This window comes from Microbacterium sp. Leaf159 (genome assembly GCF_001423615.1).
In the GTDB taxonomy this organism is placed as follows: Bacteria; Actinomycetota; Actinomycetes; order Actinomycetales; family Microbacteriaceae; genus Microbacterium.
In genome coordinates, this window is the sequence record NZ_LMOU01000001.1 from 1,481,200 (window position 1) to 1,505,441 (window position 24,242).

General features: G+C 66.6%; 28 protein-coding genes and 2 tRNA genes. 6 read left to right on the forward strand and 24 right to left on the reverse strand.

Annotated elements, in window-relative coordinates; genetic code table 11:
• The 7 genes from rpsI to ASF80_RS07095 all read right to left on the reverse strand — a co-directional run bounded on the left by rpsI (position 1) and on the right by ASF80_RS07095 (position 5,902).
• Positions 1-486, reverse strand: a complete 486-nt coding sequence (gene rpsI, locus ASF80_RS07065; RefSeq protein WP_042539158.1) for a 30S ribosomal protein S9 — start codon at positions 484-486, stop codon at positions 1-3.
• A gap of 27 nt (positions 487-513) precedes the next feature.
• The gene (gene rplM / locus ASF80_RS07070; RefSeq protein WP_045253410.1) at positions 514-960 is read right to left on the reverse strand and encodes a 50S ribosomal protein L13; all 447 of its coding nucleotides are present in this window, start codon (positions 958-960) and stop codon (positions 514-516) included.
• A gap of 176 nt (positions 961-1,136) precedes the next feature.
• Positions 1,137-1,805 carry an endonuclease/exonuclease/phosphatase family protein gene (locus ASF80_RS07075; protein ID WP_056309259.1) on the reverse strand — a complete coding sequence of 223 codons (669 nt, stop codon included), beginning with the start codon at positions 1,803-1,805 and terminating at the stop codon, positions 1,137-1,139.
• A 75-nt stretch (positions 1,806-1,880) separates the two neighbouring features.
• Positions 1,881-2,774 carry a hypothetical protein gene (locus ASF80_RS07080; protein WP_056309261.1) on the reverse strand — a complete coding sequence of 298 codons (894 nt, stop codon included), beginning with the start codon at positions 2,772-2,774 and terminating at the stop codon, positions 1,881-1,883.
• A 232-nt stretch (positions 2,775-3,006) separates the two neighbouring features.
• On the reverse strand, positions 3,007-3,855 hold the full coding sequence (gene truA, locus ASF80_RS07085) for a tRNA pseudouridine(38-40) synthase TruA (protein WP_056309263.1): 849 nt from the start codon (positions 3,853-3,855) through the stop codon (positions 3,007-3,009).
• Positions 3,856-3,896: 41 nt separating this feature from the next.
• Positions 3,897-5,438 carry an APC family permease gene (locus ASF80_RS07090; protein ID WP_056309265.1) on the reverse strand — a complete coding sequence of 514 codons (1,542 nt, stop codon included), beginning with the start codon at positions 5,436-5,438 and terminating at the stop codon, positions 3,897-3,899.
• A gap of 98 nt (positions 5,439-5,536) precedes the next feature.
• On the reverse strand, positions 5,537-5,902 hold the full coding sequence (locus ASF80_RS07095) for a winged helix-turn-helix transcriptional regulator (protein WP_056309267.1): 366 nt from the start codon (positions 5,900-5,902) through the stop codon (positions 5,537-5,539).
• A 94-nt stretch (positions 5,903-5,996) separates the two neighbouring features.
• Here ASF80_RS07095 and ASF80_RS07100 point away from each other — a divergent pair, with 94 nt between their 5' ends.
• A complete protein-coding gene (locus ASF80_RS07100; RefSeq protein ID WP_056309269.1) occupies positions 5,997-6,842 on the forward strand; it encodes an SDR family oxidoreductase in 846 nt (281 codons plus the stop codon).
• Between the two features lie 84 nt (positions 6,843-6,926).
• Here ASF80_RS07100 and ASF80_RS07105 read toward each other — a convergent pair whose 3' ends face one another.
• The 4 genes from ASF80_RS07105 to ASF80_RS07120 form a co-directional block, all read right to left on the reverse strand.
• Entirely contained in the window at positions 6,927-7,283 is a 357-nt protein-coding gene (locus ASF80_RS07105; protein WP_056309271.1) for a hypothetical protein, read from the reverse strand.
• On the reverse strand, positions 7,280-7,903 hold the full coding sequence (locus ASF80_RS07110; RefSeq protein WP_056311893.1) for a hypothetical protein: 624 nt from the start codon (positions 7,901-7,903) through the stop codon (positions 7,280-7,282). Before ASF80_RS07110 ends, ASF80_RS07105 begins: the two co-directional genes overlap by 4 nt.
• Complete coding sequence (locus ASF80_RS07115; RefSeq protein ID WP_056309273.1) at positions 7,900-8,466, reverse strand: RNA polymerase sigma factor; 567 nt, start codon at positions 8,464-8,466, stop codon at positions 7,900-7,902. The genes ASF80_RS07110 and ASF80_RS07115 overlap by 4 nt, the downstream gene beginning before the upstream one ends.
• 123 nt (positions 8,467-8,589) lie before the next feature.
• On the reverse strand, positions 8,590-9,054 hold the full coding sequence (locus ASF80_RS07120) for an Asp23/Gls24 family envelope stress response protein (RefSeq protein ID WP_082488358.1): 465 nt from the start codon (positions 9,052-9,054) through the stop codon (positions 8,590-8,592).
• Between the two features lie 153 nt (positions 9,055-9,207).
• On the opposite strand from ASF80_RS07120, the gene ASF80_RS07125 reads away from it, so the two are divergent.
• Positions 9,208-9,819, forward strand: a complete 612-nt coding sequence (locus ASF80_RS07125; protein WP_056309277.1) for a TetR/AcrR family transcriptional regulator — start codon at positions 9,208-9,210, stop codon at positions 9,817-9,819.
• The gene (locus ASF80_RS07130; protein WP_056309279.1) at positions 9,820-11,514 is read left to right on the forward strand and encodes an MDR family MFS transporter; all 1,695 of its coding nucleotides are present in this window, start codon (positions 9,820-9,822) and stop codon (positions 11,512-11,514) included.
• 63 nt (positions 11,515-11,577) lie between these two features.
• Here ASF80_RS07130 and ASF80_RS07135 read toward each other — a convergent pair whose 3' ends face one another.
• Positions 11,578-11,760 (reverse strand): hypothetical protein, encoded by a 183-nt coding sequence (locus ASF80_RS07135; protein WP_056309281.1) that lies wholly within the window; start codon positions 11,758-11,760, stop codon positions 11,578-11,580.
• A 134-nt stretch (positions 11,761-11,894) separates the two neighbouring features.
• Here ASF80_RS07135 and ASF80_RS07140 point away from each other — a divergent pair, with 134 nt between their 5' ends.
• Positions 11,895-12,458: a GNAT family N-acetyltransferase gene (locus ASF80_RS07140; RefSeq protein ID WP_056309283.1), complete on the forward strand. Its 564-nt coding sequence runs from the start codon at positions 11,895-11,897 to the stop codon at positions 12,456-12,458.
• Positions 12,459-12,505: 47 nt separating this feature from the next.
• On the opposite strand, the gene ASF80_RS07145 is transcribed toward ASF80_RS07140, so the two are convergent.
• The 8 genes from ASF80_RS07145 to ASF80_RS07180 form a co-directional block, all read right to left on the reverse strand.
• A tRNA-Met gene (locus tag ASF80_RS07145) sits at positions 12,506-12,579 on the reverse strand.
• Between the two features lie 34 nt (positions 12,580-12,613).
• A tRNA-Thr gene (locus tag ASF80_RS07150) sits at positions 12,614-12,685 on the reverse strand.
• Between the two features lie 69 nt (positions 12,686-12,754).
• Positions 12,755-14,011 (reverse strand): M23 family metallopeptidase, encoded by a 1,257-nt coding sequence (locus ASF80_RS07155; protein ID WP_056309285.1) that lies wholly within the window; start codon positions 14,009-14,011, stop codon positions 12,755-12,757.
• Between the two features lie 122 nt (positions 14,012-14,133).
• Positions 14,134-14,928, reverse strand: coding sequence for an inositol monophosphatase family protein (locus ASF80_RS07160; RefSeq protein ID WP_056309288.1), 795 nt, complete (start codon positions 14,926-14,928; stop codon positions 14,134-14,136).
• Positions 14,925-15,908 carry a hypothetical protein gene (locus ASF80_RS07165; RefSeq protein ID WP_056309290.1) on the reverse strand — a complete coding sequence of 328 codons (984 nt, stop codon included), beginning with the start codon at positions 15,906-15,908 and terminating at the stop codon, positions 14,925-14,927. Before ASF80_RS07165 ends, ASF80_RS07160 begins: the two co-directional genes overlap by 4 nt.
• 109 nt (positions 15,909-16,017) lie before the next feature.
• Positions 16,018-16,815 carry an enoyl-CoA hydratase/isomerase family protein gene (locus tag ASF80_RS07170; protein WP_056309292.1) on the reverse strand — a complete coding sequence of 266 codons (798 nt, stop codon included), beginning with the start codon at positions 16,813-16,815 and terminating at the stop codon, positions 16,018-16,020.
• A gap of 46 nt (positions 16,816-16,861) precedes the next feature.
• On the reverse strand, positions 16,862-17,353 hold the full coding sequence (locus ASF80_RS07175; RefSeq protein ID WP_056309295.1) for an FBP domain-containing protein: 492 nt from the start codon (positions 17,351-17,353) through the stop codon (positions 16,862-16,864).
• A gap of 259 nt (positions 17,354-17,612) precedes the next feature.
• Positions 17,613-20,255 carry a LuxR C-terminal-related transcriptional regulator gene (locus tag ASF80_RS07180; RefSeq protein ID WP_082488210.1) on the reverse strand — a complete coding sequence of 881 codons (2,643 nt, stop codon included), beginning with the start codon at positions 20,253-20,255 and terminating at the stop codon, positions 17,613-17,615.
• A 99-nt stretch (positions 20,256-20,354) separates the two neighbouring features.
• On the opposite strand from ASF80_RS07180, the gene ASF80_RS07185 reads away from it, so the two are divergent.
• Positions 20,355-20,618: a hypothetical protein gene (locus ASF80_RS07185; protein WP_056309299.1), complete on the forward strand. Its 264-nt coding sequence runs from the start codon at positions 20,355-20,357 to the stop codon at positions 20,616-20,618.
• A 5-nt stretch (positions 20,619-20,623) separates the two neighbouring features.
• Here ASF80_RS07185 and ASF80_RS07190 read toward each other — a convergent pair whose 3' ends face one another.
• Positions 20,624-21,091: a hypothetical protein gene (locus ASF80_RS07190; protein WP_157520989.1), complete on the reverse strand. Its 468-nt coding sequence runs from the start codon at positions 21,089-21,091 to the stop codon at positions 20,624-20,626.
• A 47-nt stretch (positions 21,092-21,138) separates the two neighbouring features.
• Entirely contained in the window at positions 21,139-21,678 is a 540-nt protein-coding gene (locus ASF80_RS07195; protein ID WP_056309303.1) for a hypothetical protein, read from the reverse strand.
• A gap of 536 nt (positions 21,679-22,214) precedes the next feature.
• On the opposite strand from ASF80_RS07195, the gene ASF80_RS07200 reads away from it, so the two are divergent.
• The gene (locus ASF80_RS07200) at positions 22,215-22,778 is read left to right on the forward strand and encodes a hypothetical protein (protein WP_056309306.1); all 564 of its coding nucleotides are present in this window, start codon (positions 22,215-22,217) and stop codon (positions 22,776-22,778) included.
• A gap of 66 nt (positions 22,779-22,844) precedes the next feature.
• Here ASF80_RS07200 and ASF80_RS19090 read toward each other — a convergent pair whose 3' ends face one another.
• A complete protein-coding gene (locus tag ASF80_RS19090) occupies positions 22,845-23,015 on the reverse strand; it encodes a hypothetical protein (RefSeq protein ID WP_164481740.1) in 171 nt (56 codons plus the stop codon).
• A 957-nt stretch (positions 23,016-23,972) separates the two neighbouring features.
• Positions 23,973-24,185 carry a hypothetical protein gene (locus ASF80_RS07205; RefSeq protein WP_056309308.1) on the reverse strand — a complete coding sequence of 71 codons (213 nt, stop codon included), beginning with the start codon at positions 24,183-24,185 and terminating at the stop codon, positions 23,973-23,975.
• Between the last annotated feature and the right edge of the window lie 57 nt (positions 24,186-24,242).

Genomic DNA, 24,242 nt, shown 5'->3' on the forward strand with positions numbered 1-24,242 from the left:
TTAACGCTTCGAGTACTGAGGCGCCTTACGGGCCTTCTTGAGTCCAGCCTTCTTGCGCTCCTTGACGCGAGCGTCGCGCGACAGGAAGCCGGCCTTCTTCAGGGTCGGACGGTTGTTCTCCTCGTCGATCCCGTTGAGGGAGCGAGCGATGCCGAGGCGCAGTGCACCGGCCTGGCCCGAGGGGCCACCACCGGAGATGCGCGCGATGACGTCGTAGCCACCGGCGAGGTTGAGGATCGTGAACGGGTCGTTGATCAGCTGCTGGTGCAGCTTGTTCGGGAAGTAGTCCTCGAGCGTGCGGCCGTTGACCGTGATCGTTCCCGAGCCGGGGACGAGACGCACGCGGGCGATTGCCTGCTTGCGACGGCCGACAGCGGCACCCGGGACGCTCAGCACGGGGCGGGGAGCCGCCTCGACTGCGTCGGTCTCGGGAGTCGACGTCGAGAAGTTCTGGGGGTTTTCGGTGGTGTCCTGGATGTCAGCCACGAGTATGTCCTTAAGTCTTTACGGCGCTTACTGGGCGACCTGGTCGAGGGTGTACGTCTTCGGCTGCTGAGCGGCGTGCGGGTGCTCTCCACCGACGTAGACCTTGAGCTTCGACAGCTGCTGACGGCCGATGCTGTTCTTGGGGAGCATGCCACGGATGGCCTTCTCCACAGCGCGGACCGGGTTCTTCTCCATGAGCTCGGCGTAGGTGACCGACTTGAGGCCGCCCGGGTAACCCGAGTGGCGGTAAGCCAGCTTCTTCTGGAGCTTCTGACCGGTGAGCGCGACCTTGTCGGCGTTCACGATGATGACGAAGTCACCCGAGTCGATGTGGTTGGCGAAGGTGGGCTTGTGCTTGCCACGCAGGAGCGTAGCGGCGTGCGAAGCCAGGCGGCCGAGAACGACGTCAGTGGCGTCGATGACGACCCAGTCACGCTGGACCTCGCCGGCCTTCGGAGTGTAAGTGCGCGTCACGATAGTGCTGCTTTCTTGTTCGAACGGAGAAGTTCGTGAATCCCACTCCGGGGTGGTTCTTCCCTACAGGGAGGAACACGCCAGTGGAGGGCTCACGTTCGCGGCACTCGGCAGTCGAGTACCAAAGTGACAGCTTACGTCATTCGGAGCGGTATTCCCAATCCGAGCGCCCGCCGTCAGTCGAACCGCGTGGTCACGAGGATCGGGCGGTGGTCACTCAGCCCCTGGGGCAGCGTGGTGACGCGTTGGATCTCGAAGCCGACCGACGTCGCGAAGTCGTAGTGACCGCGGAAGACCCGGTAGCGCGTGTAGGTGTGGTCGTCGCTCATCGTGAGCGCGTAACCGTGCTCGCGGACCGTCTTGCCGAGGTTCTCCTTGAACACCGGATAGTTGTAGTCCCCGACCATCAGCTGCGGCAGTCCCTCGCCGAGGGTCGCGAGCTCCGTGAGGGCTGCGCGGATCTGGTGGCGCCTGAGCGAGTTCAGCGCGGTGAGCGGCGCCGCGTGGAACGAGGCCGCGATGAAGTCCCGGCCCGCGTCGATGTCCCGGAGCCGCGCGCCGAGCACGCGCTCGTGCGCGGGCTTCGCGATCCGGTCGTGCAGCGACTTCTTCAGCTCGATCGTCCGGATGCCCTGGAGGTGGAACTCGCTCGCGCGGTAGAACATCGCGAGGCCGAGTCGGTTCCCCTGCGTCGCATCCGCGAGTGCGAGGTCGCCGATGGTCTCGGGCAGATCAGCGACGTCGCACTCCTGAAGGCAGAGGATGTCGGGGTCGTGCTCCGAAGCCAGCGCGGCGAGTTCTCCGACGGCGCGGTGCTTCTGCAGGTTGTACGAGATGACCTTCATCGCACCTCACGGTAGTCCGTCAGGCTTGGATTCCGGTGGCAATAGTCGATCCTTCGCATGAAAGTCAGCTCCGCGTCACTCGTCGTAGCCCCATCGGATGCCGAGCACACCCGGCCCGAACCCGTGCTGCACGAGATGGACGGAGCCGCTGTGCACCGGCCGCATCGATGACGAGTACTCGTCCTCCGTCTCGACGTACTCCTCGCACCAGCTCGGCAGCGCGTCGGGGTGGAAACGCACCCAGACGAGACTCTCGCGAGCCGGCCTCGAGGTGGCGTGCCAGGCGGACTGCCGCGGCGGGTACCCGGCGGGAAACGTCTCGGTGAACTCGAACAGGGTGGTCTCCCCCGTCTCGATCGGTTCGTCGAGCGCGATCACCACGCCGGAGAGCAGTCGGCCGGGGTGCAGGTACTCGCGGTCGACGCGTCCGCCCACGACATCGGAGATCACCGACATCACATCGGTCTCGATCGGGGCGACGTCGATCAGTGGCACCTCGGAGATCGTCCCCTTCGTCGACTGCACGAGACAGCGCATGATCACGCTCTCGACGGCCCCCGAGGCACCCACGAACACGGTGACGTGGGTGGAGAGGTCGCGAAGCGCATCCTGTGGCGCGGCGCGCAGCTCTTTCAGCGTCTCCTCGGTTTCGCGCTGTTCCCGCTCCTCGTCGAACGGCAGTCGCGGCGGCGCCACGGGGCCCAGACGAGTGGGCGTGCGCAGCAGAGCGCCCAGATGACCGCGATCCAGACCGAGGTGGTCCTCGATGCCGTCGACCACGCTCAGCGACTGCGCTCCTTCGGCCTGCCGATCGCCGGAGCGCCAGTAGCTCAGTGTCGCCATCGAGACCGGGTTGCCGTCGTCGATCAACTGACTCCGCAGGCGCGCGAGGGTGATGCCCCGTTCAGAGATCGCCGCACGGAGCGCAGCGGCGAACGCGCTGCCCTGATCGTCGATCCGCTCCGTCACAGTTCCCCCGCCGCAGTGTGAATACGCCGTCCGTAATATCAGCATACGGTTCAGCAGCGCCACACCCCTCGGGCTGCACGAGTCGTCACCGCCGCGGATGGACTGGGGCCCGTCGCGGCGGCTCCCGCATCGTGGCCGCCTTCGGGGGAAGGCGGCCACGAATCGGTCATCGGCGCCGTCGGCGCTCCCGGGCGAACTTGCTCGTCTCGTCGCCGACGCGACCGACGTCGTCTTACGCGGTCGTGCTGTCGCGCCGGGCGCGCGTCTGCTCGGCCCTGGCCGAGAGCAGGTCGTCGGCGGGGTATCCGACCTCGGTGAGCGTCAGTCCTCTGGCCGCCAGCACCTTGAATTCGCTGGTCCTCGTGAGTTCGTCGCGCAGCACGGCCACATCGCCGACGTCGAGTCGCCCCTCGCCCACCGCCACGCACGCGCCGACGAGAGCACGCACCATGCTGTGACAGAAGGCGTCGGCCTTGACCTCGGCGACGAGCACGCCCTCGGCGTCCCGGGCCCAGCGGTAGTCCAACAGCGTCCGGATGGTCGTGGCCTCTTCGCGCGGCTTGCAGTAGGCCGCGAAGTCGTGGAGTCCGATCAGCGTCCGCGCCGCGGCATCCATCGCGTCGCCGTCGAGCACGCCCCTATGCGAGGTGGTGTCATGCCGACGGAGCGGGTCGAACCCTGCGGCCTCGTCGGCGAGCCGGTAGCGGTATCGGCGCCAGACCGCCGAGAAGCGGGCATCGAACCCCTCGGGCGCGATCGAGCTGCGCGTCACGGTGGCATCGGGGTATGCACCCAGGACTCCGCGCATGCGCCGGGCGATCGACGCCGCAGGATCCTGCGGAGTGCGGCCCTGTCGCGATTCGATGCGCGCCCACTGCTCGTCGTCGAGGTCGACGTGCGCGACCTGCCCCTGGGCATGAACACCCGCATCCGTGCGCCCGGCGACCACGAACTGCACGTCGGAGCCGACGATGCGAGCGAGCGCCGCTTCGAGAGTCCCCTGCACCGTGCGCAGGGTCGGCTGCTTGGCCCACCCGCGGAAGTGGGTGCCGTCGTAGGCGATGTCGAGCCGGATGCGCACGCATAAAGCCTAGGGCGTACCTGCGACCCGCTTCGAAGCGGTCAGATGCCGCCGTCGATCGAGCGGATGATGTCGCCAGGCTCGTCGGGCACCATGACCTGTGTGTCGCGGTTGAGGCTCTCGCCCCGGAAGAACCTCTTCGACCGCGGGAAGAGGTACCAGAGGAACATGAGCACCAGCCCGAACGCGAGCGAGCCGATGCCGATCACGAACGTGCCGCCGATGCCGAACAGCACGGTGTAGCCGTAGTCGACGTCCCACATGTCGATCGCCGACTGCACGAACGCGCCGGTCAGCATGAGGCCGCCGATCAAGGGGAACAGCCCCTTGAAGAAGAAGTCCCTGGCCGAGGTCGTGAGGTCCTTGCGGAAGTACCAGACGCAGGCGAAACCGGTGATGGCGTAGTAGAACGCGATCGCGAGACCGAGCGACAGGATCGAGTCCTGCAGGATGTTGTCGCTGATCAGAGTCATGCCGACGTAATACGCCGAAGCCACCACACCCATGACGATCGTCGAGAACGACGGCGTCTTGTAGGTCGGGTGCACGTCCTTGAACTTCGCGGGAAGGGCACGGTAGACGCCCATCGCGAGCGTCCCGCGGGCCGTGGGGAGGATCGTCGTCTGCGTCGACGAGATCGCCGAGATGATCACAGCGACGACGAGCATCCAGCCGAACGGGCCGAGCAGACCGTCTTTGATGGCGAGGAAGAAGTCGTCGGCGTTGGCCTCGTTGCCGAGACCCGTGCCGGTGTCGCCGAGTCCGGCGTACATCATCGCCGCGATCGTGACGCCGACGTAGGTGAACAGCAGGATGACGGTGGTCAGCAGCGCCGCGCGGCCCGGGATCTTCTTCGGGTCCTTCGTCTCTTCGTTCAGGGCGAGGCAGGTGTCCCACCCCCAGTAGATGAAGAGCGCGAGCAGGATCGATTCGGTGAAGCCCGACCACGAGGTGAACCCGAACGGGTTGAGCCACTCGAGATCGAACGGGGTCGGGTTCGGCGCCGTGCCGGCGAAGAACTGCCAGAGGGCCGCGACGACGAAGATCGCGAGGGCGAGGTACTGGATGCCGAGCAGGATGTTCTGGATGCGCTCGCCGATCTCGACGCCGCGCCAGCTCACCCAGGTCATGGAGGCGATGAAGAGCACAGCGACGAGGATGATCCGCCAGTCGTTGTTCTCGAGGTCGAACCCGATCAACGACCAGAAGTAGACCGAGGCGATCTGGGCGAGGTTGGCGAGCACGACCATGCCGGCGACGGCGACGCCCCAGCCGCCCATCCAGCCCACCCACGGGCCGAAAGCCTTCGTGCCCCACGTGAACGTGGTGCCGCAGTCGGGCACGGCGTTGTTCAGCTCGCGGTAGGCGAACGCGATCAGCAGCATCGGCACGAACGCGATGATGAAGGCGATCGGCGCCTGCGCTCCCACTGCGAGCACCACGAATCCGAGCGTCGCGACGAGTGAATACACCGGCGCGGTGGACGCGAGCCCGATGACCGTGGAACCCCACAGCCCGAGCGAACCGGTGGCGAGCCCCTTGCCTTCGGGGCGTTCGAGATGGATCGGCGTCGTAGCTGACATGTTCAGAACATACGGCTACTGCGGTTATCGCGTCAATCGTTTTCTCAGACCGATGGATTTCGTGGAAATCACTGCATCCGACCGATGGAATCCGTTGACTATCCTCGACCGGTCATGGTGTCGGCATGATCGGCCACCCACTCGACGAGCGGCAGCATCCGCTCCATCAGGTCTCGGCCCAGCGGCGTCAGGCTGTACTCCACGTGCGGGGGCACCGTCGGGAAGGATTCCCGATGCACGAGTCCGTCGTCTGCGAGGGTGCGCAGCGTCGAGGCGAGCATCTTCTCGCTGATGCCGCCGACCTCGCGCCGCAGCTCGCCCCAGCGGCGGGTCCCATCGGACAGCGAGGAGAGCACGAGCACACCCCACTTGCTCATCACATGATCGAGGATCACGCGAGTACTGCAGCCGGGCTCGAAGATCTGCGGTGTGGACTCCCGGATCTGCGCATAACTAACCGTCATGTATGTACCTTACTTCAAAGTGGGTACCTACTCCATGGAATGTTCCGCTCCCGCCTCGCGGTTGTGGGTCATGTCACCTACGAAAGGACACCCCATGACCATCCTCGTCACCGGCGCCACTGGCAACCTCGGACGCCTCGTCATCGCCAGCCTCCTCGAGCGCGGCGCGGACCCGCAGTCGATCATCGCCGGTGCCCGCGACGTCACCAGGGCTGAGAGCCTCGGCGTGCGAGCCGCCCGCCTCGACTACACCGACCCCTCCTCGATCGCGGCAGCTCTCGACGGTGTCGACTCCGTCCTGCTGATCTCGGGCTCCGAGGTCGGACAGCGCGTCGCGCAGCACGAGGCGGTCATCGACGCCGCCAAGGATGCCGGGGTCACGAAGTTCGTCTACACCAGTGCTCCGAAGGCGACGACGAGCGACCTCGTCCTCGCCCCCGAGCACAAGGCGACCGAGGAGCTCATCCAGGCTTCGGGCCTCCCCGCCGTGATCCTGCGCAACAACTGGTACACCGAGAACTACGCCGCAGACCTGGCCCGCGCCGCCGAGACGGGTGTTCTCGCCGCGGGTGTCGGCGACGGACGGGTCGCCTCCGCGAGCCGCAAGGACTTCGCTGATGCCGCAGCCGTCGTCCTGCTCGAGGACGGCCACATCGGCCAGGTGTATGAGCTCGGCGGCGATGTGGCGTGGAACTACGACGACCTCGCTGCGGCGATCGCGGAGATCTCCGGGCGTGAAGTGACCTATCAGCCGCTGACGGCGGACGATCAGCGTGCCGGTCTCCTGGCAGCGGGCCTCGATGAGGGCACCGCCGGATTCGTGGTCGCCCTGGACGCCGGCATCGCCTCCGGCGCACTCGCCGACAGCGACGGCACTCTCGCGCGCCTCATCGGCCGGCCGACGACGCCGCTCGTCGACGGCCTGCGCGCGATCGCCTGACCCTCGGGGCTCGTGCAGAGCCTCCGCACACCAAGAGGCGCCGATCTTCACCCAAGATCGGCGCCTCCCCGTGCTCACGCGGACTCAGTCCGACGATGCCTCCCGAGGATGGACATACGCGATCGTGAGCACGATGTCGGCGAGCGCCAGGCCGTCAGCGGTGAGGGTCCGCTCGACCACTGCACGCACCTCGCGGAGCGTGTCGACGGCGCCCGCCGAGTATTCGATCCCGAGCGACGCTTCGACCTGCGCGGCGTCTCCGGAGATCCGCACCGCGACGAGAGGTTCGTCGGAGCGGTTGATTCCGAGCGCGACCGCGCTCGTGCCGACGAGATTCGAGATCAGCGAACCGGCGCGGTAGAGACTGCGGACGCCTGACGTGGCGAGCACCGCCGCCTCCACACGCTCCGCGAGATCCTCGTGCTGCGCTGTGGTCGTCATGACTTCTCCTCCGTCGGGTCGCTGACCCTCTGGACATCACGCACCGTGATGTCGATTCCGGTCAGAACGAGATCGGTGTGCCTGTGCACGCGCTCGCCCACCTCTTGGCGCAGCCGTTCGACAGCCGCGGGGATCGACTCGCCGTACAGGGCGTTCACCTCGATGGCGATCCGAATCGGCACACCCACGGTCGTGACGTCGCCGTCGAGGGTCGAGTGACCGACGAGGATTCCGGGGACGGCGTTCTCCGCAGAGCGGATCAGGCCGCGGACGGCCCCCTCGGTGATCCCGAAGTCGACGCCCGTCTCCGGCTCGTCGAACGGGATACGGCGGCCGGCACGAGCATCCAGAGCGATCCCGCTGAGGATGCGGTCGACCCAGCTGTCGTCGACCTCCGGCATCGCCGCGGCATCCGCCTCCATCAGCTGCCCGCCCAACCCGCGCAGACGCTCGAGCGCGTCGAGCGCGAGCTGACATCCGGGCGAGCCCTCGATATCGGGGTCGGCCGGCAGCCGCCCCGCCTCGAGGTAGTCGGTCAGCTCTTCGAGCGTGTGTCCGTCGAGATCGCTCGGTTCGAGACCGAGCTGACGCACGTCGGGAGTCTCCTGCTCTTCAGTCATCGCCACGCCTCCATCCGCACGATCATGAACTTTCGGGCTCTGGCGAGAAGCCCACGGGCGGTCGAGACCGAGATCTCCAGCTCCGCGGCGATCTCGTCGTACGAGTACCCGCCCATCTCGCGGAGCACCCAGCACTCGCGCTGTGCGGCGGGCAGCTCCTGCAGAGCCGCGCCCAGCGCCGCCACGCCCTCGCGCGCCTCGACGACCCGCGCAGGCGAGTCCTTCGAGGGGGCCGCCTGCTCCATGTCGTCCACGTCGAGTGTCGGGCGCAGCGCACGGATGCGATCCACCGCCTTGCGGCTCACGATCCTCATCAGCCAGCTTTTGACCTTCGCCGGGTCGTCGAGCTCCGAGAAGCGCTGCCACGCGGTCACGAACGTCTCCTGCACGATGTCGTCGACGTCGGCGGAGGCGTTCAGCATCCGGTGCGTGTATGCGCGCATCATCGGCGTGTACCTGCGGACGAGCACCGCGAACGCGGCGACATCGCCGTCCATCGCGCGTCCGGCGACGATTCGATCGTCAGCCTGCTCGAGAGCAGTGCGGAATCGTTCCCCAGCCATGCGTCGACTCCTTTTCCTATGCCCCTGAATAGATTCGGAGCGAACCGGCCATCGGATGGGATCGATGATCCGATGGCGGGTTCACGAGGTGGTGATCCGATCACTCGTCCACACCTCGAGGGGTCACAGGACACGCGCCTCCGCACCACCGTCGAGGTCCACATCATCGGCCGGCTCGTCGTCGGCCGGGATGTGCACATCGTTGATCGTCACGTTGACCTCGACTGCCTGCTTGCCGACGTATTCGGCCATCGCGAGGGAGATCGCCGCTCGCACGTCGTCAGCGACCTTGTGCAGTGCGGCCGGGTACTCGGCGACGATGGTGACGTCGACGGCGACCTGGGTCTCTCCGACCTCGACGCTGATGCCCTGCGAGAGGTCGGTCGAGTTGAGCGCGTCGCGGATGGCGCCGACCGCGCGGGCCGCTCCCCCGCCGAGGGCATACACACCGGGCACCTCGCGAGCCGCGATGCCGGCGATCTTCGCGACGACACCGTTCTCGATGATGGTCTGACCTGTCGACGGCGCGCCCGCCTCGGTCGGCACGACCTGGACCTTCGACCGGGTGCTGTTCGTCACGTTCGCCATGATGCGCTCCTTCATCCGAGTGTCCGCCTCCTCGAGGGTGCGGGTCGCAGTGCCGCGACACCACTAAGACGGATGCTACGAACGATTCGTCACAAAGTGCTCCGAGAATTCTTCACAGTGCACTCTTAGGTTCAGAGTGCAATATTGCACTCTATGAGCGAGAGTGCAGATTCATTGCGGGAGCAACGCAAGCGCGAGACGTCGCGCGCGCTGACCGACACCGCGCGACGCCTGACCGCCGAGCGGGGCTTCGCCGGCTTCACGGTCGAGGAGCTGTGCGCGGAGGTCGGCGTATCGCGGCGGACGTTCTTCAACTACTTCGAGAGCAAGGAGAACGCGGTTTTCGGCTTCGCCGCGATCGACCCCCGGCAGGAGGCTCTCGAGGAGGACTTCGTGGTCGATACGGGTGACTTGCTCGACGACTTCATCGCGCTGACGATCGCCCGATTCGACCTCTTCAATCCACTCGACGACGCTCCCGCCATGTTCGCGATCATCGAGCAGGAGCCCCGACTCATCAAGGCCGCGTTCGAGCAGATCGCCAAGAACGAGCGCCGCGACATGGGCCTCATCGTGCGGCGGACGGGCGACGGCGATGACGCCGAGCTGCGCGCCGAGGTCCTCGTCCACTCGGTCGGCGCACTGGTGCGCCTGAGCATGGACCAGCTGCTCCACCACCACTCGACCGACTCGTTCAGCGACCTCCTCAGCCGTCGGCTCGAGGTCGCCCGCACCGTGTACGCACCATCACAGAAAGCCGACTGAATGTCCGCCACAGCCACCAAGGATGCGCCCTTCCTGCTCACCAAGCGCCGCATCTGGATCATCTTCAGCGCCCTGATCGCGGGGATGCTGCTCTCGAGCCTCGACCAGACGATCGTCTCGACCGCGATGCCCACCATCGTCGGCCAGCTCGGCGGGGTCGACCACCAGGTGTGGATCACCACCGCCTACCTGCTCGCGACCACCATCGTCATGCCCATCTACGGCAAGTTCGGTGACGTCCTCGGCCGACGCAACCTCTTCCTCGTCGCGATCGCTCTGTTCACGCTCGCGTCCGTCGGCTGCGCCTTCGCCACCGACTTCTGGATGTTCGTCATCTTCCGCGCCCTGCAGGGTCTCGGCGGCGGCGGTCTGATGATCCTGTCTCAGGCGATCATCGCCGACATCGTCCCGGCGAACGAGCGCGGCAAGTACATGGGACCGCTCGGTGCCGTCTTCGGCCTGTCTGCCGTGGCCGGCCCTCTCCTCGGAGGGTTCTTCGTCGATCACCTCACCTGGCAGTGGGCGTTCTACATCAACATCCCGGTCGGGATCGCGGCGTTCATCATCGCGCTCGTGGCGCTGAAGCTGCCCAGCAAGAAGGCTCAGAAGCCGATCGACATCTTCGGCGTGATCTTCCTCTCGATCGCCACCACGTGCCTGATCTTCTTCACCGACTTCGGTGGCGACAAGGAGTTCGGCTGGGATTCGCTGGCGACCTGGGCATGGGGTGCGGGGCTCATCGTGGCGGCCACCGCCTTCGTGATCACCGAGTCGAAGGTGCAGGACCCGATCATCCCGCTGAGCCTGTTCCGCAACCCGATCTTCGTGAACGCGACCGCGATCGGCCTCGTCCTCGGAATCGGCATGTTCGCGGCCATCGGCTTCGTTCCCACGTTCCTTCAGATGTCGTCCGGAACGTCGGCTGCGGCATCCGGGCTGCTGATGATCCCGATGATGGTGGGTCTGATCGGAACCTCGATCTTCTCGGGCATCGCGATCTCGAAGACCGGGAAGTACAAGATCTATCCGATCGTCGGCACGATCCTCACCGGCATCGCGATGGTGTCGATGACCACGCTGTCGGCCGAGACGCCGATCTGGCTCATCTGTACGTTCCTCTTCGTGTTCGGCGCCGGACTCGGTCTGATCATGCAGGTCGTCGTCCTGGTGGTGCAGAACGCGGTCCCCGCCGGCGAGATCGGCACCGCGACCAGCACGAACAACTACTTCCGTGAGGTGGGTGCATCGCTCGGCACGGCGGTGTTCGGAACGATCTTCACCACGCGGCTGACCGAGAACCTCCTCGGGGTCTTCGCCGATGCCGGAGCATCACCGGGCGACGCGTCCCAGGCGGCGTCGACCATCGATCCGGCCACGCTGAACGCACTCCCGGACGAGGTGCGAGACGGCATCGTGACGGCATACGCGGATGCCCTCGCGCCGGTGTTCTGGTACCTCGTGCCGTTCATCGTGCTCGCTCTCGTGCTCTCGCTCTTCCTCAAGCAGATCCCCCTCTCGGATCAGGCCGGACTCGTCGCACGCGGCGAGGCGATCAGCGGCGAGGAGGCCGAGCGCCTGGAGGCCGAACAGCGCGGCGGCTCCGAGCGCGGCGGCTCCGGTCGAAGCGACGCCACCCGCGATGACGAGGACCGCCTGGCGGCCAGCCGGAGCGACACCCCGCCCGCCGCTCGCTGACCCTCTCACGGACGCCACGGGCCCGCTCCTCATCCGAGGAGCGGGCCCGTTGTCTGTGCGCGGTCAGGGGAGGTCGCCGACCTCGAGCTCGTCAGGATGATCGGCGTTGTCGCCGTCGGCCTTCTGGTCCTCGCCCGGAGTCGCGGAGTCGACCTCGGGATCCGGGTCATTCGTCACGAAATCGGCATCCACGCCGATCGCGTCGATCCCGGAGCCTTCTTCCGGCGTTGTCTGAGGGTCTGACATGTTCGCTCCTGTCGTCGGTTGCGGCAAAGGAACATCAGTCTCGCCGCCGCGCGAGTCGGGCGGCATCCCCTTGACAGGGGATCGACCTTGCGGGGCTCTCGCCATGTCGACGATGACCATGCGACCATCGGACCATGAACGACATCCCGCTGGCCCTTCCGACCCTCGTGGGCGAACGAACGCGCCTTCGAGAGTGGCGCCCGGAGGACGTCGGCGTCGTGCAGGAGGCAGCCGGCGACTCCCTGATCCCGCTCGTCACGACCGTCCCGCACACCGCAGGTGAGGCGGAGGCTCTGGCATTCATCGGTCGCCAACACGATCGGCTCGACTCCGGCGCCGGCTACGCGTTCGCAATCGCAGACGGGAACGATAGCGCGGTCGGTCACATCGGTCTCTTCTTCGCGGGCGGCGCGCGAGCGAGCGTGGGCTACTGGATCGCACCCTCGCATCGCCGCCGCGGGTATGCGCTCGACGCGCTGCTGACCCTGACGACATGGGCGACTGGCCTCGAGAACCTCGATCGAGTCGAGCTCTACATCGAGCCGGGGAATCAAGGATCCTGGCGAGTGGCAGAGCTGGCCGGCTACGAGCGCGAGGCGCTCCTGCGCGCCTGGAAGCGGATCGGCGGCGATCCCCGCGACATGTACATGTACACCCGACTCACCGAGCGTGCCCTGGCTTCCTCAGCCCGGAGCTGACGCCGGATACGCAAAAAACCCCCGGGAATCCCGGGGGTTTTCATCTGTAGCAGGAGCGGGGCTTGAACCCGCGACCTCACGATTATGAGTCGTGCGCTCTGACCAGCTGAGCTACCCTGCCACACCGCATCCGCATCGCAGATACGAACGCTGTGAGCCCCGAGTCAGGATTGAACTGACGACCCCTTCCTTACCATGGAAGTGCTCTGCCACTGAGCTATCGGGGCGTGCTGCCCCTCGCGGGGCAACCACACGAGAATACCATCACTGTGGCGTCCTCATGAAATCGAGGCGGGTCAGTACGTGTACCGGCCCGCGTTCTCACGCAACCACGGCAGCGGATCGATCGTGCTGCCGTTGATGATGATCTCGAAATGCAGGTGGGCACCGTACGAACGACCGGTGTTGCCCGTGTGTCCGACGATGTCGCCGACCTTCACGGTCTGCCCTGCCTTGACCTGGAGCGAGCCGTACTGCATGTGCGAGTAGTGGCTCGTGATGACCTGTCCGTCGATCACGTGATCGATGTAGACGGTCACACCGTAGGCGCCACCCTGCTCGGTCGCGATGCGCACGACGCCGTCGGCGACCGCCTGGATCGGCGCGCCCTCACCGGGCACGAAGTCGATGCCCTCGTGCAGCCGGCCCCAGCGCATGCCGTAGCCCGAACTCATTCCCACGCCGACCTTGAAGGGCCACTGAATGGCCGCCTCGGGGTCGTTGGTGAAGATCTCGTTGGAGTAGTTGATGCCCTCTTCCGACGCCACCTGGATCAGAGATACGGTCGAGAAGCTGTCCGAGCGCGCGAGCGACTCGTTCTGCACATCGGAGGATGTGACGAACGCCTGGATCTCGTCGTCGGCCGCACCGGCGGTCGACGACCCGGAAGCGGCGACGAGCGACGTGGCGCCGAGCGGCTGCGAGCCCTGGACCGCAGCAACGGCCTCGGCGGGAAGAGTCATGCCGACCGCGAGGAGGCCGGCGAGGCTCATCACACCGACGGTCGCTCCGACTGCGAGGAACTTTCGCACCGGCGGGCGGCGCCGAGCGACGTGCTCAGCGGGCACGTCTTCGGCCGGAGCAGCCTCGGACGCCTCATCGGCGGAAGCCTGAGCGGTCTTGGGAGCGACGGAGCGGAAAGCGCGGGATGCGGAGGCGAAGGCATCTTCGTCGTACTCACCGTTCGACGCGGGGGTCTCGTCATCAGCATCCACCGGCGCGGCATCCACTGGAGCGGAGTCCACGGGCTCAGCCTGAGCGGCTTCGGCGAGCGGCTCGACGACGATCTCGGGGGCCTCGGCCTCAGCCTCGGCGATCTCGGTCGAGTCGGCGCCCGCAGATGCGGCGGCGACGGCGGTCGCGGCGAGGAAGACCTCGGCGGTGTTGAGCCGCTCACGAGCGGCGCGACGGGAAGCGGGGGCGTCCGAGGCGAGGGGGGCGGCTTCGGAGACGGCTTCCGTCACTCCTGCCGCAGAGGCCTCGAAGGCCGCAGTGCGGGGACGGCTGGAGCGGCGCGTGGGCGCAGAGGCAGCCTGTGAATTCTCGAAGGGCAAATCAGATTCTCTCGGGTCAAACGTCAAGCTCGGGGGCGCTTACAACGTTCATCGATTCGGGCCGATGAAAGTAACGATCGGATAAACCCTAGCCTGGTCCACCTGGGAATGCCATGAATTCGTCACGTTTCATCTCGAAGAACATCGAGGACACGGTCGTGGACCTGGGTTCCACCGGCGACGAGCATGGGTCTCAGTGACGTCGTGTCGGCCAGCGAGACGCGACCGCCGGCTTCAGTCACCAGCAGCGCTCCAGCCGCGTGATCCCAGGGCTTGAGCCCACGCTCGAAGTATCCGTCCAGCCGGCCGGCCGCGACGAACGCCAGGTCCAAGGCAGCGGATCCGGCGCGGCGGAGATCTCTGGCGATCGTCATGACCTTGCGCACGGTGGCGAGGTCGCCGTCGTGCGTGGCCGGGTCGTACCCGAAACCGGTCGCCAACAGTGCGCCCGCCGGCGTCTCGGTGGTGACGGAGAGTCGGATGTCTCCGAGGAATGCCCCCTCACCACGCGCCGCCGTGAACATCTCTCCTGCTGCAGGTGCGTAGACGGCCGCTGCGAGCGCCTCCCACTCCCCCGGGATGGTGCTTCCCCGGACCGCGGCGATACTCACCGCATAGGAGGGGATGCCGTAGGCATAGTTCACCGTGCCGTCGATCGGATCGACGACCCAGGTGATCCCGGTCTCACCCACCTCGGCCTCGGACTCCTCACCGAGGAACCCGTCTCCCGGCCGGGCGACCCGGAGACGTTCACGAATCAGCACCTCGACCTCACGGTCGGCGTCGGTCACGATGTCAGCGAGGCTCGACTTGGTCGCGGCGAGGTGCACGCCCTCCGCGCGACGCGTGCGCGCGAGCTCGCCGGCCTCGGAGGCGATGCTCGCGGCGAGGGCCGTCAGTTCGAGTTCGAGGCTCACTGCGGCGGGTACGGCGGAGCCGGCGGATAGGCAGCGGGCGCGTCAGGCGCCTGCGGCACGGGCGGGACCGGGTGACCCTGCGCGTAGGGCTCGGGGGCGACCGGGAACGGAGCGGTCTGGAACGGCTGCGGAGCCGACGCGACCGGCAGCGCCGCCTGCTGCTGCGGCTGCTGCGGCTGCGGCTGCGGCTGCGGCTGCACCGACGGGTACCCCGTGTAGTACGCGTTCCAGTCGGGCGATCCGTCGGGCAGGACGGGAAGAGGTGTGACACCGTCGGCGTACGACGGCCATGCCGGCGCGGCTGCGATGCCGTGCCCCGCAACGGCGGCCGCCGCGGGCTTGCGCGGTGCGAACAGCGCGTTCAGCAGCGGGATCAGCGTCGTGCCGACCGCGGCGAGGATCGTGAGGGCGACGACGATGCGCCAGTACAGCTCGCCGTACTCGAAGGTGTGCGGGAACGTCAGGAAGAAGACGAGCATGCCGACGAGACCCGCGAGGAAGGCGATCGTCGCGAAGTAGATGATCCGGGTGAACGTCGTCACATGGCGCTGCGCGGCGGGGGTGAACAGACGCACGTGCAGCAGCGCGAGCTGGAGGATGCCGACGACCAGGAGAAGCTGGAAGAACCGCTCCGCACCGGTGAAGTACTGGTCATCCTCCGGCAGCCAGATCTTGACTGCTCCGACCAGCAGGGCGACGATCCAGGTGACCATGCTCGACAGAGCGAGCCAGTCAGGACGGTTGGGAGCGAGCCCTGCCTCGAGGATCGCGATCCCCGCGAAGGCCGCGAGCAGAAGGATCGTCAGGAACGCCCGACCGATGAGACCGTCCTGATCCCCGATCAGCACCCACACGACGCAGACCAGCGCAGCTGCGATGAGCGCGCCGATGGCGATCCAGATCGCTCCTCGAATGAGGAGTGACATGTTCTTCTTCTCGACCAGCGCAGGTGCCTGCGGGGCGATCTCCGGCTGCGACATCGCGTTCCTCTCGTTGAGCGGCGTTGCGTTCATCCTTGCATGCACCGACGCCTGACCAGGAGCGCCAGCGCGATCGGGGACAACTTCGCGCTCGAGGCGCTCCCCGCACTCAGCCGCCCTTGCGAGCCGACGAGGCGGCGAACGCGGAGATCCGCGCCTGTGCATCGGCCGTCGCCATGGACGCTCCGATCGAGCGGGCCTCCTCGCTCAGCTGCTCCGCGAACGTGCGCTCGGGTTGCGAACGCACGAGCCGCTTGGCGTGGCCGTATGCCTCGGCGGCACCGGCCAGCCAGAAGCGGGCGACCTCCTCGGCGCGTGCCCGCACCTTCTCGGCTTCGTCCGGTGAATCGCTCCCCTCGACGGCCTCGGCGACGAGTCCCCACTCCACCGCCTCGGCGGCGGAGAGGAGGCGGTCCTGCAGTACGAGCTGAAGGGCCCGGCGCTGACCGATCGCATGAGCGAGCTGCGCCGACACCGAGAGGTCAGGGGTGAGCCCGATGTTCGCGTACAGACTGCCCAGACGAGAACGCGAGCCGACGACGGCGTAGTCGCTGCTGAGCAGGATGCCGAGTCCACCCCCGGCCGTCGTACCGTGGGCCGCCGCGACCACTGGCACCGCAGACTCGGTCAGCGAGCGGATGCCACTGTTGATCACCTCGGCGAGCGCGGTGATCTCGTCACCGGAGCCCATCGTCGTCGCCATCTCGATGACGTCGCCGCCCGCGCAGAACGCGGGACCTGCGGCATCGACCAGGATCGCCTTCACGTCCGCCCGCGCTGTCGCCTCGGCAGTCGCGTCCCGCCAGGCGTGCGCGAGGTCGGCATTGAAGGCGTTGAGTCGCGCGGGGCGGTTCAGCGTGAGCCGAGCCAGCCCTTCATCGACCGAGAACAGGATGGCATCGCTCATGGCTTCTCCTTCGAGCACAGGACGTAGGCCCTCAGGCTAATCGCGATCAGCGCTGTTCCTGCACGCGTTCGGTGAAAGCCTCCATACGCCGCCTGGTGCCGTCGAGACGGATGTCCACCTGCCCCGGCGCCAGTACCTCACTGGGCGCGAGGGGGTGCGCGAGTCGCACATTCTCGTGGCAGGACAGGTCGGCACACATGTAGGTTCCCACCGAATCGCCCCGCGCTCCCGCCTCGCCTACGCGCCGCGCGGAGAACAACGCGACCTGGTTGCCCGGTTGCATCGTGTGGCAGATGTTGCACATCCCCGAACGATGACGCCCGGGGTCCGATGCCCGGAGCACGACGCCCGAGATCCGCCCCTCGTGCTGGGTCAGGACGTAGCCCCGACGACCGGCACCCGGATCCCGCCATGCGAAGAAGTCCAGGTAGTCCCAGTCGATCAGCACGAGATCGTGTGGCATCTCCATGACCCGCAGCTCGTCCTCATCCGCGTTGACGAAGGACGCGCGGATGTCTGCTTCGGTGAGCGCTCGCATCCGTCCAGTCTATGAAGACGTCAGGGCATCGGCGCCATCCGGTCCGGCTGCTCGCTCTTCCGTACACCCGGGGTGAGTTCCGGGGTGAAAAAACGCGTGGATGAGTCAGACGGTCGAGTCGACGGCCCGGCTCCCACCTATCGTGAACACAGGTCGACGAGAGCACGAACCCCCAGGTTCGCCCCTCCCACACGCTCCCGACTGTGAAGCGCACCTCGCGTCACCCGATCACGAGGTGCGCCTCAGTCGACCGCCCGGCTCACTCGTCGAGCAGGCCCAGTTCCGCGGCCCGCAGAAGCGCCTGCTCTCTGTTCGAGGCTCCGAGTTTGCGATACGCGCTCCGACGTTGCACCTTCACCGTGTTCGGTGAGACGAAGAGAGCCGCGGCGAGCGCATCCGTGGACGATGTCCTCCGAAGCTCTCGCATGACGGCGAGTTCCCTCGACGTGAGCCGGACCGGAGGAGGCAGCGCCGGAAAAGGTCCTGTCTCCGATGCACGCGAGAGATACGAGTCGAGGTATTCCCGCTCGGCCGCTGCACAGAGGTCGCGGAGTTCACGCAGAACATCCGTTCCGAACAGTGCGAGGGGAGCATACGAATGCTCCTCCCGCATGACCGCCACGGCCCACGAGGCCGCCCTCGCGGCTGCCTCATGCCTGCCCAGCCGAGCAGCCGCAGTCGCAGTGATCAACGCCGCGAGACAGGCTCGATCGAGATCAGGATCACGTTCCACCTGTGCGACTTCGGCGGCCGCGAAGGCGTGCGGGTCGTCACGGGTGAGCAGCGCGACCAATGCCTCGATGACCTTTCGCGGTGGTTCGTCCGCCGGCAGAGCGGCCACGGCTCGACGGGCGGCGGCTTGGTCGCGCATCGACAGAGAGGTCATCGCCTGGGCGAACGCGAGTCTGGACGACCCGTGATCGGAGACCGCCGAGTTGACTCCCCGACCGAGCGCGTGAGTGAGCAGTCGCGATGCCTCAGCCGGATGGCCATCTCGCAGATCGATCTCGCTCCGGATGCAGACCAGGTACGGCCACAGCTCGGTGGTGCCGAGATGGTGGGCGATCGAATCCGTGCGATGCCGGGCTTCAGCGAGATCGAGCGCCGCGACGGCGACGATCGCGTGCGCGATCTGCTCGAGGATCCCGAACTGCTCGGTGCGCCAGGCGGGCGGTGGATCCGCGTCGTCGATCTCCTCCAGGACCCGACGCGCGTCGGACAGCCGCCCCCGCAGGGCGTAGGCACCGGCGAGAGCCGCCGCACAGTGGTACCAGCCGCCGCCGTCATCAGGCATCCGGAGTCCGACCCCGTCTTCGAGGATCACGACGGTGTGCGCGACGTGGATCGTCATGCCCAGTTCCAGCACCTCGACGGCATCTGAGATCCGCCCGAGTTGCAGGAAGCTCAGCCCGCAGTTGCTGAGCAGAAGCGCCGCGAACCCGGTGCACTCCGCGCGCTGCTCGGCGTCCATCTCGCCGTACGCCGCCACCACCAGATCGGCCGTGGCTCCCGAACGCCGGAACTGTCCGGCGAATCGCTCGGCGAGAGTCTTCGCGCTGAGCATCCAGAATCGCTCGACCGGATCATCGTCCAGCCCCCGGCGACGGAGGGACAGCGCGGCCCCCTGGAAGTATGCGAACGCTCGTAGCCGTTGGCCGAGACGCAGCAGCACCAGAGCCAGCAGCATGCCGAGCAGCGGATGACGCGCGAGAACGACGGGGTTCTCCCGTCGAAGCAGCGACTCGACGTCCTGCGGACTCGATCTGGACAGGATGAACCACGACTTGCGTCCGAGACGCGTCGCGAGAACGTAATCCTTCGCCCTCAGCGCGTTCGTCAACGCCTCGAGATGGCGGCCGTTCTCGGACGCCCAGAGCGCGACCGTTCGACGGATCGGCGCCACGGACTCGGACGATCGCTGATCGAGTCTGCGCACGAGCGCCTCCCGCAGCAGCGGCGTATAGAGGAAGGCCAGACCGTCGGCACCCGCCTCCCACATCCCCAGTCCATACAGCTCCGCTCGATCGAGGTGCTCGGCGCCGCCGTCCGGCCATCCGAGACGCTCGGCGATCTCGCGCGTCACCCGACCGGGAATCGAGGTCCGCAACAGGAACTCCTCGAAGTCCGCCGGGGCATCCGCACCGATGAGTCCCGCCATCAGAGCGTCAGCCAGTTCCTGCACCTCGATCGCAGCGATCTCGACGGGTGCGCTCTGCGTCGCGATCGTCAGCCCGAGCGCTCGAGCGGCGAGCGGCAGCGCGCTCTCGTCTCCGAGCGCATGCGGAGGGATCTTCTGCGCAGACACCCGTTCCACCACATCGCGAGCCTCGTCTCGGGTGAAGAAGAGATGTGCGGGTCCGATGACACAGACATCCGCGGAGACGAGCATCTGCAACGTCCGCGTCACAGTCGAGCGGCGCGTCGCCACGACGATCCGCAGAAGGGGTGCCGCATCGAGCAGATCGAGCGCCCGGCGTAGCAAGGATGTCTCGTCGACCCTCTCCGCGTTGTCGATCATGATCACGCAGTCCCGACTGAGCTCGCCGAGCAGGCGCCCGAGCTCGTCCGCGGGATCGCGGACGCTGTCGAACCCGCGAAGCGTCGAACGCGCGCCGCTCCGGTCGGCGATCAGGTCCTGAACGACGAGCTGCGCCAGTATGTCGCGGAGCATGAGGTGCTCGTTCGTCATGTTCTCGTCGAACCCGAGCCGCACCGATGCGATCCCTCGGCTGTCCTGCACCGCCGCCCACTGGCTGAGCAGAACCGACTTGCCTCCCCCTGCCGGGCCGCTCACCACCGTCAGAGCGTGACCACGATCGAAGACCTCGGTCAGCCTCGGGCGATCGAGCATGTGCAGCGGAAGACGCGCCCCGCGCGCTCGCCGTCCTGGGTCCTGCTCCATCGTTCGCCTCCCCCGAGAACGCGAAACTCTCCGCGCTCCGATCGTAGGTCTGCAAACGATCCCGGAATACTGCACGTGCGTACGTATACCGAGATATCAGTGGGACCGCAGCAATACCGCGGGTTCTTCGCAATCGAGGCCACGGCGGCGCCAGCAGGATTCGCGAGCGCAGACGACGCGCTGCGCTACCTCGGCGAGTTCACCGGCCTGGAATTGGCGGAAATGAAGCTCATCGGCGGTGCCTCGAGCCGTGCGCTGCGTCGAGCCCAGCGAGACACGCACCCCGACCACGGCGGCGATGCTGCGAGCTTCCAGCGGGTCTCGCTCGCCGAGGCGAAGCTCCGCAAGGCGGGTGTGTTGTGACTGTCCTAGTCCTTGGGCGTGGCTTGCTTGGTCTTGGCGAGAACTCGATCGTAGGTCGGGTTGAGCGCCGTGCTTGGGATCTCGTCGTTGACCCAAGAAACGAGAGCTACCTGCAGAGCGCGTACCTGGTTGTACGTCTTCGTCCCGTCGTTGTCCGTGTCCATCGGAATCGATCGGGCAAGCACGCGGGAGATATCCCCGCGTTCATCCTTGGCGACGGTGACAAGGAGTTCTGCAGTCGCCGTCGATCTCTCCTGCAGCGAGGCGACCACGCGGTCTGCGATCTTCAGATGAAGGGCAACTCCGACCATCTGATTAGCCGCCAGGACATGAACGACCGACTCGCGCAGACGCTGACGGCGATCACGTTGCTGGTCCTGACGAGCCTTGAGCGACTCGCGCACCCAAGGGACCACCGAGGACCCCGTCAGAGCGATCAGGGCGCCAACGATCACAGCGATTCCAGAATCCATGCCCGCACTCTATCGGGGGTGACCCGATGAGCGACGGAAAGCGAGGATCATCCCTCAGGGTCTCTGGTGGGCTCCAGTTCTGCGATCGATCGGATCTTTCCTTCGTCAGTCCGAGGCCAGCTGAGCGGACTACTCGCGTATCGCGACGGGTGAGAAGCGGTCATTACTTCGCTGTGAGCGTTGCTTGTTCTGTCCTGCCACTCGACGATCACAGTGGTGTCGCTGACGTCCGGGTACCGAATCGTGCTGTTGCTGTACTGCAGGGCGAAGGAGCCGTAAGACTGGCCCGGGAAGAACGTCCAGAACCCGGACGAGAGGATCCCCGCGGAAGCGTCGTCCACCGACAGCGTGACGTTGAAGGCCTCGCCAATTCCTGTGTTGACGAGCGCCCATCCGTTTTCTGCGATCGGGCGGACCGCGAAGCGCGCGGGCGGGTCGAGGGGAACCGGCTCTTGTGCCTTCTTCCGGAAGAAACCCGCGATGCGATTTCGCTCGAAGTAGGCGATGAGCGGTACGGCGACCCCGAGGAGAACGCCGAGCCAAGACGGCACATCGCCCCAGTCCAGATTCGAAAGCCATTCGGGCACCTCCGAACTATATCGGCGGTGACGACACCGCGAACTCGGAGCGCATCTGCGCGAAGGACATCGACCGCAACCGCGCCTACTGCGGCCGCCAGAACAAGCGCACCGCCGAGTGACCGCACGTGAACTGCGCCGACTGCCACGCGGCGGCGCGAGCAGAGAAGGAGGTAACGCGATGAGCGATCGAAGCCCCCTGCCTTTGAGCGGCCGATATTGCCCCCGCTCGACGAGCACGAGGGCATCAGCGTTGGCGACCGGATCACTTCCGAGACGGCGGCGAGTGCTCGCTGACCACCAGTGTCGTCGCCGAGCTCTACGTTGAGATGCACCTGAACGTAATCATTCGGGAGCTCGCGGGATCGGTGCTCGCCGAGGCCGTGCTCGTCGACGGGGTGGTGCACGCTGCTGGTTCAGGCGTGACAGGCCAGCCCCCGCCCCCGAGGTCGACGGCACGGTCGGCGCTGCACCGGAAGGAGCGCTGTTCTGATGCCGCTCTCATACCCACCCATCCGTGAGGTCATCGTCGACGGCGAGCGCCGGTGGGAGGGCTCTACGACACCACCCCGACCGTGCACTTCGACTACGACCGCTACGCGGGCGTGGTCGCGCAGGGTGGTGGAGCAGATGCCCGCGAGCTGTGGGGTGAGCTGATCGACTACTTCCACGCCGTCGTGCAGACCGTTGAGAAGACCACCACGAACTCACCGACAGTGCCGAGCAAGCCGGACGCCGATCCGCTCACCGCTCGAGGCGAGGCACTCGTCGCAGTGAAATTGCTCATCGACCACGGCGAACAGATAGCAGCAACGCCGACGCTCGCGAAGGAAGCGGATGAGCTGCTCTGCGGCATCCGTCACCTGCGCGGCCGATACGGAGTGTTCAACAGTCCCCGCCGCAAGCCCGAACTATGTACTGTCTGCCTCGAGTATCAGGTGCGGTCCGCATGGATCGGAAGCCGCGTCGGGCCCCGCTCCGTCGAGGTGAAGCGGTTCCGCAACAGTGGGAACGAGACCCGGGAAGAAACGACGCGGGGACGCCGTCAGACCATCGAGATTGACGGAAAGCCCATCACGGGCGACCGGAGGCGTCAGCGCGGCAGATAGAGCAGCGTTCGCGGCCCGTCTCGCTGCAGCGCGGAAGCACCAGCGCGACGGAGAGCCGTGGCTGAGCTAGTCGCCCGTCGCGGGGGTAAACCCGGGCTCGATCAGGACGTCGACCGCGCTCCCGCCATCGCCCCAGGCGAGGGTGTCGCTGTCGAAGTCGAGAGAGACGTCGTCGACTCCCTTGCTGCGGATCAGGTAGTCGTAGTTGCGGAGGGCGATCTCGGTCTCAGGAAGCATGACTTGAAGCTACGGGCTGTGCCGGTGGACCTCAAGACCGCGCAGGATAGTTACCTCACCTACCGGGAAGCAGCCGCCCGTACGAAGCGCTGCATCCGCAGCATCAACCGGTGGCGGCGCGGCGGGATGCCGGTGGAGTGAGAGAACCGAGACGGCCAGCGAGTCCGCGCCGTCCGAGAGGACATCCTCTTGAAGTGGTGGCGCGAACACCTCACCGCCTGGCCAACTCACCAATACCGACTGCGCAAGATGCTCAATGAAAAGACGAGCGACACGCCGAAAGTTCCATGATTGCGTGGAAGCACTGTCATACCGCAACGTAAAGACCAGACCGAACTGAGGAACTCCCCGCACCATACGGTCGGGGCGTTCGTCGTGTACTACCTCGGGGCGCCTCTCGCACCCCATCCCCAGCAGGGCGGCCGGTTCCCCAATCGGCCGCCCGCGCGGGATCAGGCGCTCTGATGCTTGCGGTCCTCGCCCACTCGAAGACGGAATGCGCTAATCGCAGCCGTCTGGGTATCGGAGTCGACCGTCTTGTCCATCGTGAAGAGGACTGCTCGAGCGGCATCTACGACGTCTTTCGACCCGAACAGTTCGGATCGTGAGCATGACCTCTGATGCCCTCACCAGGCTGTCGTGGGCCGACTCGTGATTGCAGGCGAGCATGTTCCGCGTGTACGCGAGACCAGCGGCCCAGAAGTCGGAGTACGCGCCCAGCTTCTTCTCGCGTAGCGCGATCGTGTCCTCGCGCTGCGCAGTCCGGCCGCATGTGAGACGCGCAAGCCCCCACGCAAGTACAGCACCGGCGAGGGTCGCGACCGGTGTCGCCCACCATGGCGCAGTAGCCGACATCCACCACGGGACAGGCTCAGCAGCAGCAGCCTGCATCACACCCAAGATCATGCGATTACCCTACCGACGGGGGTATCGTCCCGCCTGGCGAGCAGCGCGGGGCTATGAACTCGAACGGCCTTTGCGGTTTCGTAGTTCGTCCCACTCGCGCTGGTACCGATCCTTCTCGCGCCGCGCAGCTTCAGCAGCGCTGGCGGCCTGCTTCTTCCCGATGCGGTCGGTCCCGGCGCCGAGCACCATGAAGATGAACCCGAGGAAGAGGAACGCTGCGAGCACGGCGCCGCCGACGAGAATTACTGCGAGGAAGCCGGTCATAGGCGCACACTACAGTGCGGGACGCGGCCCCGACAGGTCTCGGCCACGACTAACGAG

What these genes read in the sequence shown, in the direction of transcription:
- ASF80_RS07105 (WP_056309271.1), bottom strand. Translation starts at nt 7,283, where the DNA reads ATGACGACCACAGCGCAGCACGAGGATCTCGCGGAGCGTGTGGAGGCG.
- ASF80_RS07125 (WP_056309277.1), top strand. Translation starts at nt 9,208, where the DNA reads ATGAGCGAGAGTGCAGATTCATTGCGGGAGCAACGCAAGCGCGAGACG.
- ASF80_RS07165 (WP_056309290.1), bottom strand. Translation starts at nt 15,908, where the DNA reads ATGTCGCAGCCGGAGATCGCCCCGCAGGCACCTGCGCTGGTCGAGAAG.
- ASF80_RS07115 (WP_056309273.1), bottom strand. Translation starts at nt 8,466, where the DNA reads ATGGCTGGGGAACGATTCCGCACTGCTCTCGAGCAGGCTGACGATCGA.
- ASF80_RS07175 (WP_056309295.1), bottom strand. Translation starts at nt 17,353, where the DNA reads ATGCGAGCGCTCACCGAAGCAGACATCCGCGCGTCCTTCGTCAACGCG.
- ASF80_RS07100 (WP_056309269.1), top strand. Translation starts at nt 5,997, where the DNA reads ATGACCATCCTCGTCACCGGCGCCACTGGCAACCTCGGACGCCTCGTC.
- ASF80_RS07135 (WP_056309281.1), bottom strand. Translation starts at nt 11,760, where the DNA reads ATGTCAGACCCTCAGACAACGCCGGAAGAAGGCTCCGGGATCGACGCG.
- ASF80_RS07095 (WP_056309267.1), bottom strand. Translation starts at nt 5,902, where the DNA reads ATGACGGTTAGTTATGCGCAGATCCGGGAGTCCACACCGCAGATCTTC.
- ASF80_RS07120 (WP_082488358.1), bottom strand. Translation starts at nt 9,054, where the DNA reads ATGGCGAACGTGACGAACAGCACCCGGTCGAAGGTCCAGGTCGTGCCG.
- ASF80_RS07170 (WP_056309292.1), bottom strand. Translation starts at nt 16,815, where the DNA reads ATGAGCGATGCCATCCTGTTCTCGGTCGATGAAGGGCTGGCTCGGCTC.
- ASF80_RS07130 (WP_056309279.1), top strand. Translation starts at nt 9,820, where the DNA reads ATGTCCGCCACAGCCACCAAGGATGCGCCCTTCCTGCTCACCAAGCGC.
- ASF80_RS07110 (WP_056311893.1), bottom strand. Translation starts at nt 7,903, where the DNA reads ATGACTGAAGAGCAGGAGACTCCCGACGTGCGTCAGCTCGGTCTCGAA.
- ASF80_RS07090 (WP_056309265.1), bottom strand. Translation starts at nt 5,438, where the DNA reads ATGTCAGCTACGACGCCGATCCATCTCGAACGCCCCGAAGGCAAGGGG.
- ASF80_RS07205 (WP_056309308.1), bottom strand. Translation starts at nt 24,185, where the DNA reads ATGACCGGCTTCCTCGCAGTAATTCTCGTCGGCGGCGCCGTGCTCGCA.
- ASF80_RS19090 (WP_164481740.1), bottom strand. Translation starts at nt 23,015, where the DNA reads ATGCTTCCTGAGACCGAGATCGCCCTCCGCAACTACGACTACCTGATC.
- ASF80_RS07075 (WP_056309259.1), bottom strand. Translation starts at nt 1,805, where the DNA reads ATGAAGGTCATCTCGTACAACCTGCAGAAGCACCGCGCCGTCGGAGAA.
- ASF80_RS07140 (WP_056309283.1), top strand. Translation starts at nt 11,895, where the DNA reads ATGAACGACATCCCGCTGGCCCTTCCGACCCTCGTGGGCGAACGAACG.
- ASF80_RS07190 (WP_157520989.1), bottom strand. Translation starts at nt 21,091, where the DNA reads ATGGATTCTGGAATCGCTGTGATCGTTGGCGCCCTGATCGCTCTGACG.
- ASF80_RS07180 (WP_082488210.1), bottom strand. Translation starts at nt 20,255, where the DNA reads ATGGAGCAGGACCCAGGACGGCGAGCGCGCGGGGCGCGTCTTCCGCTG.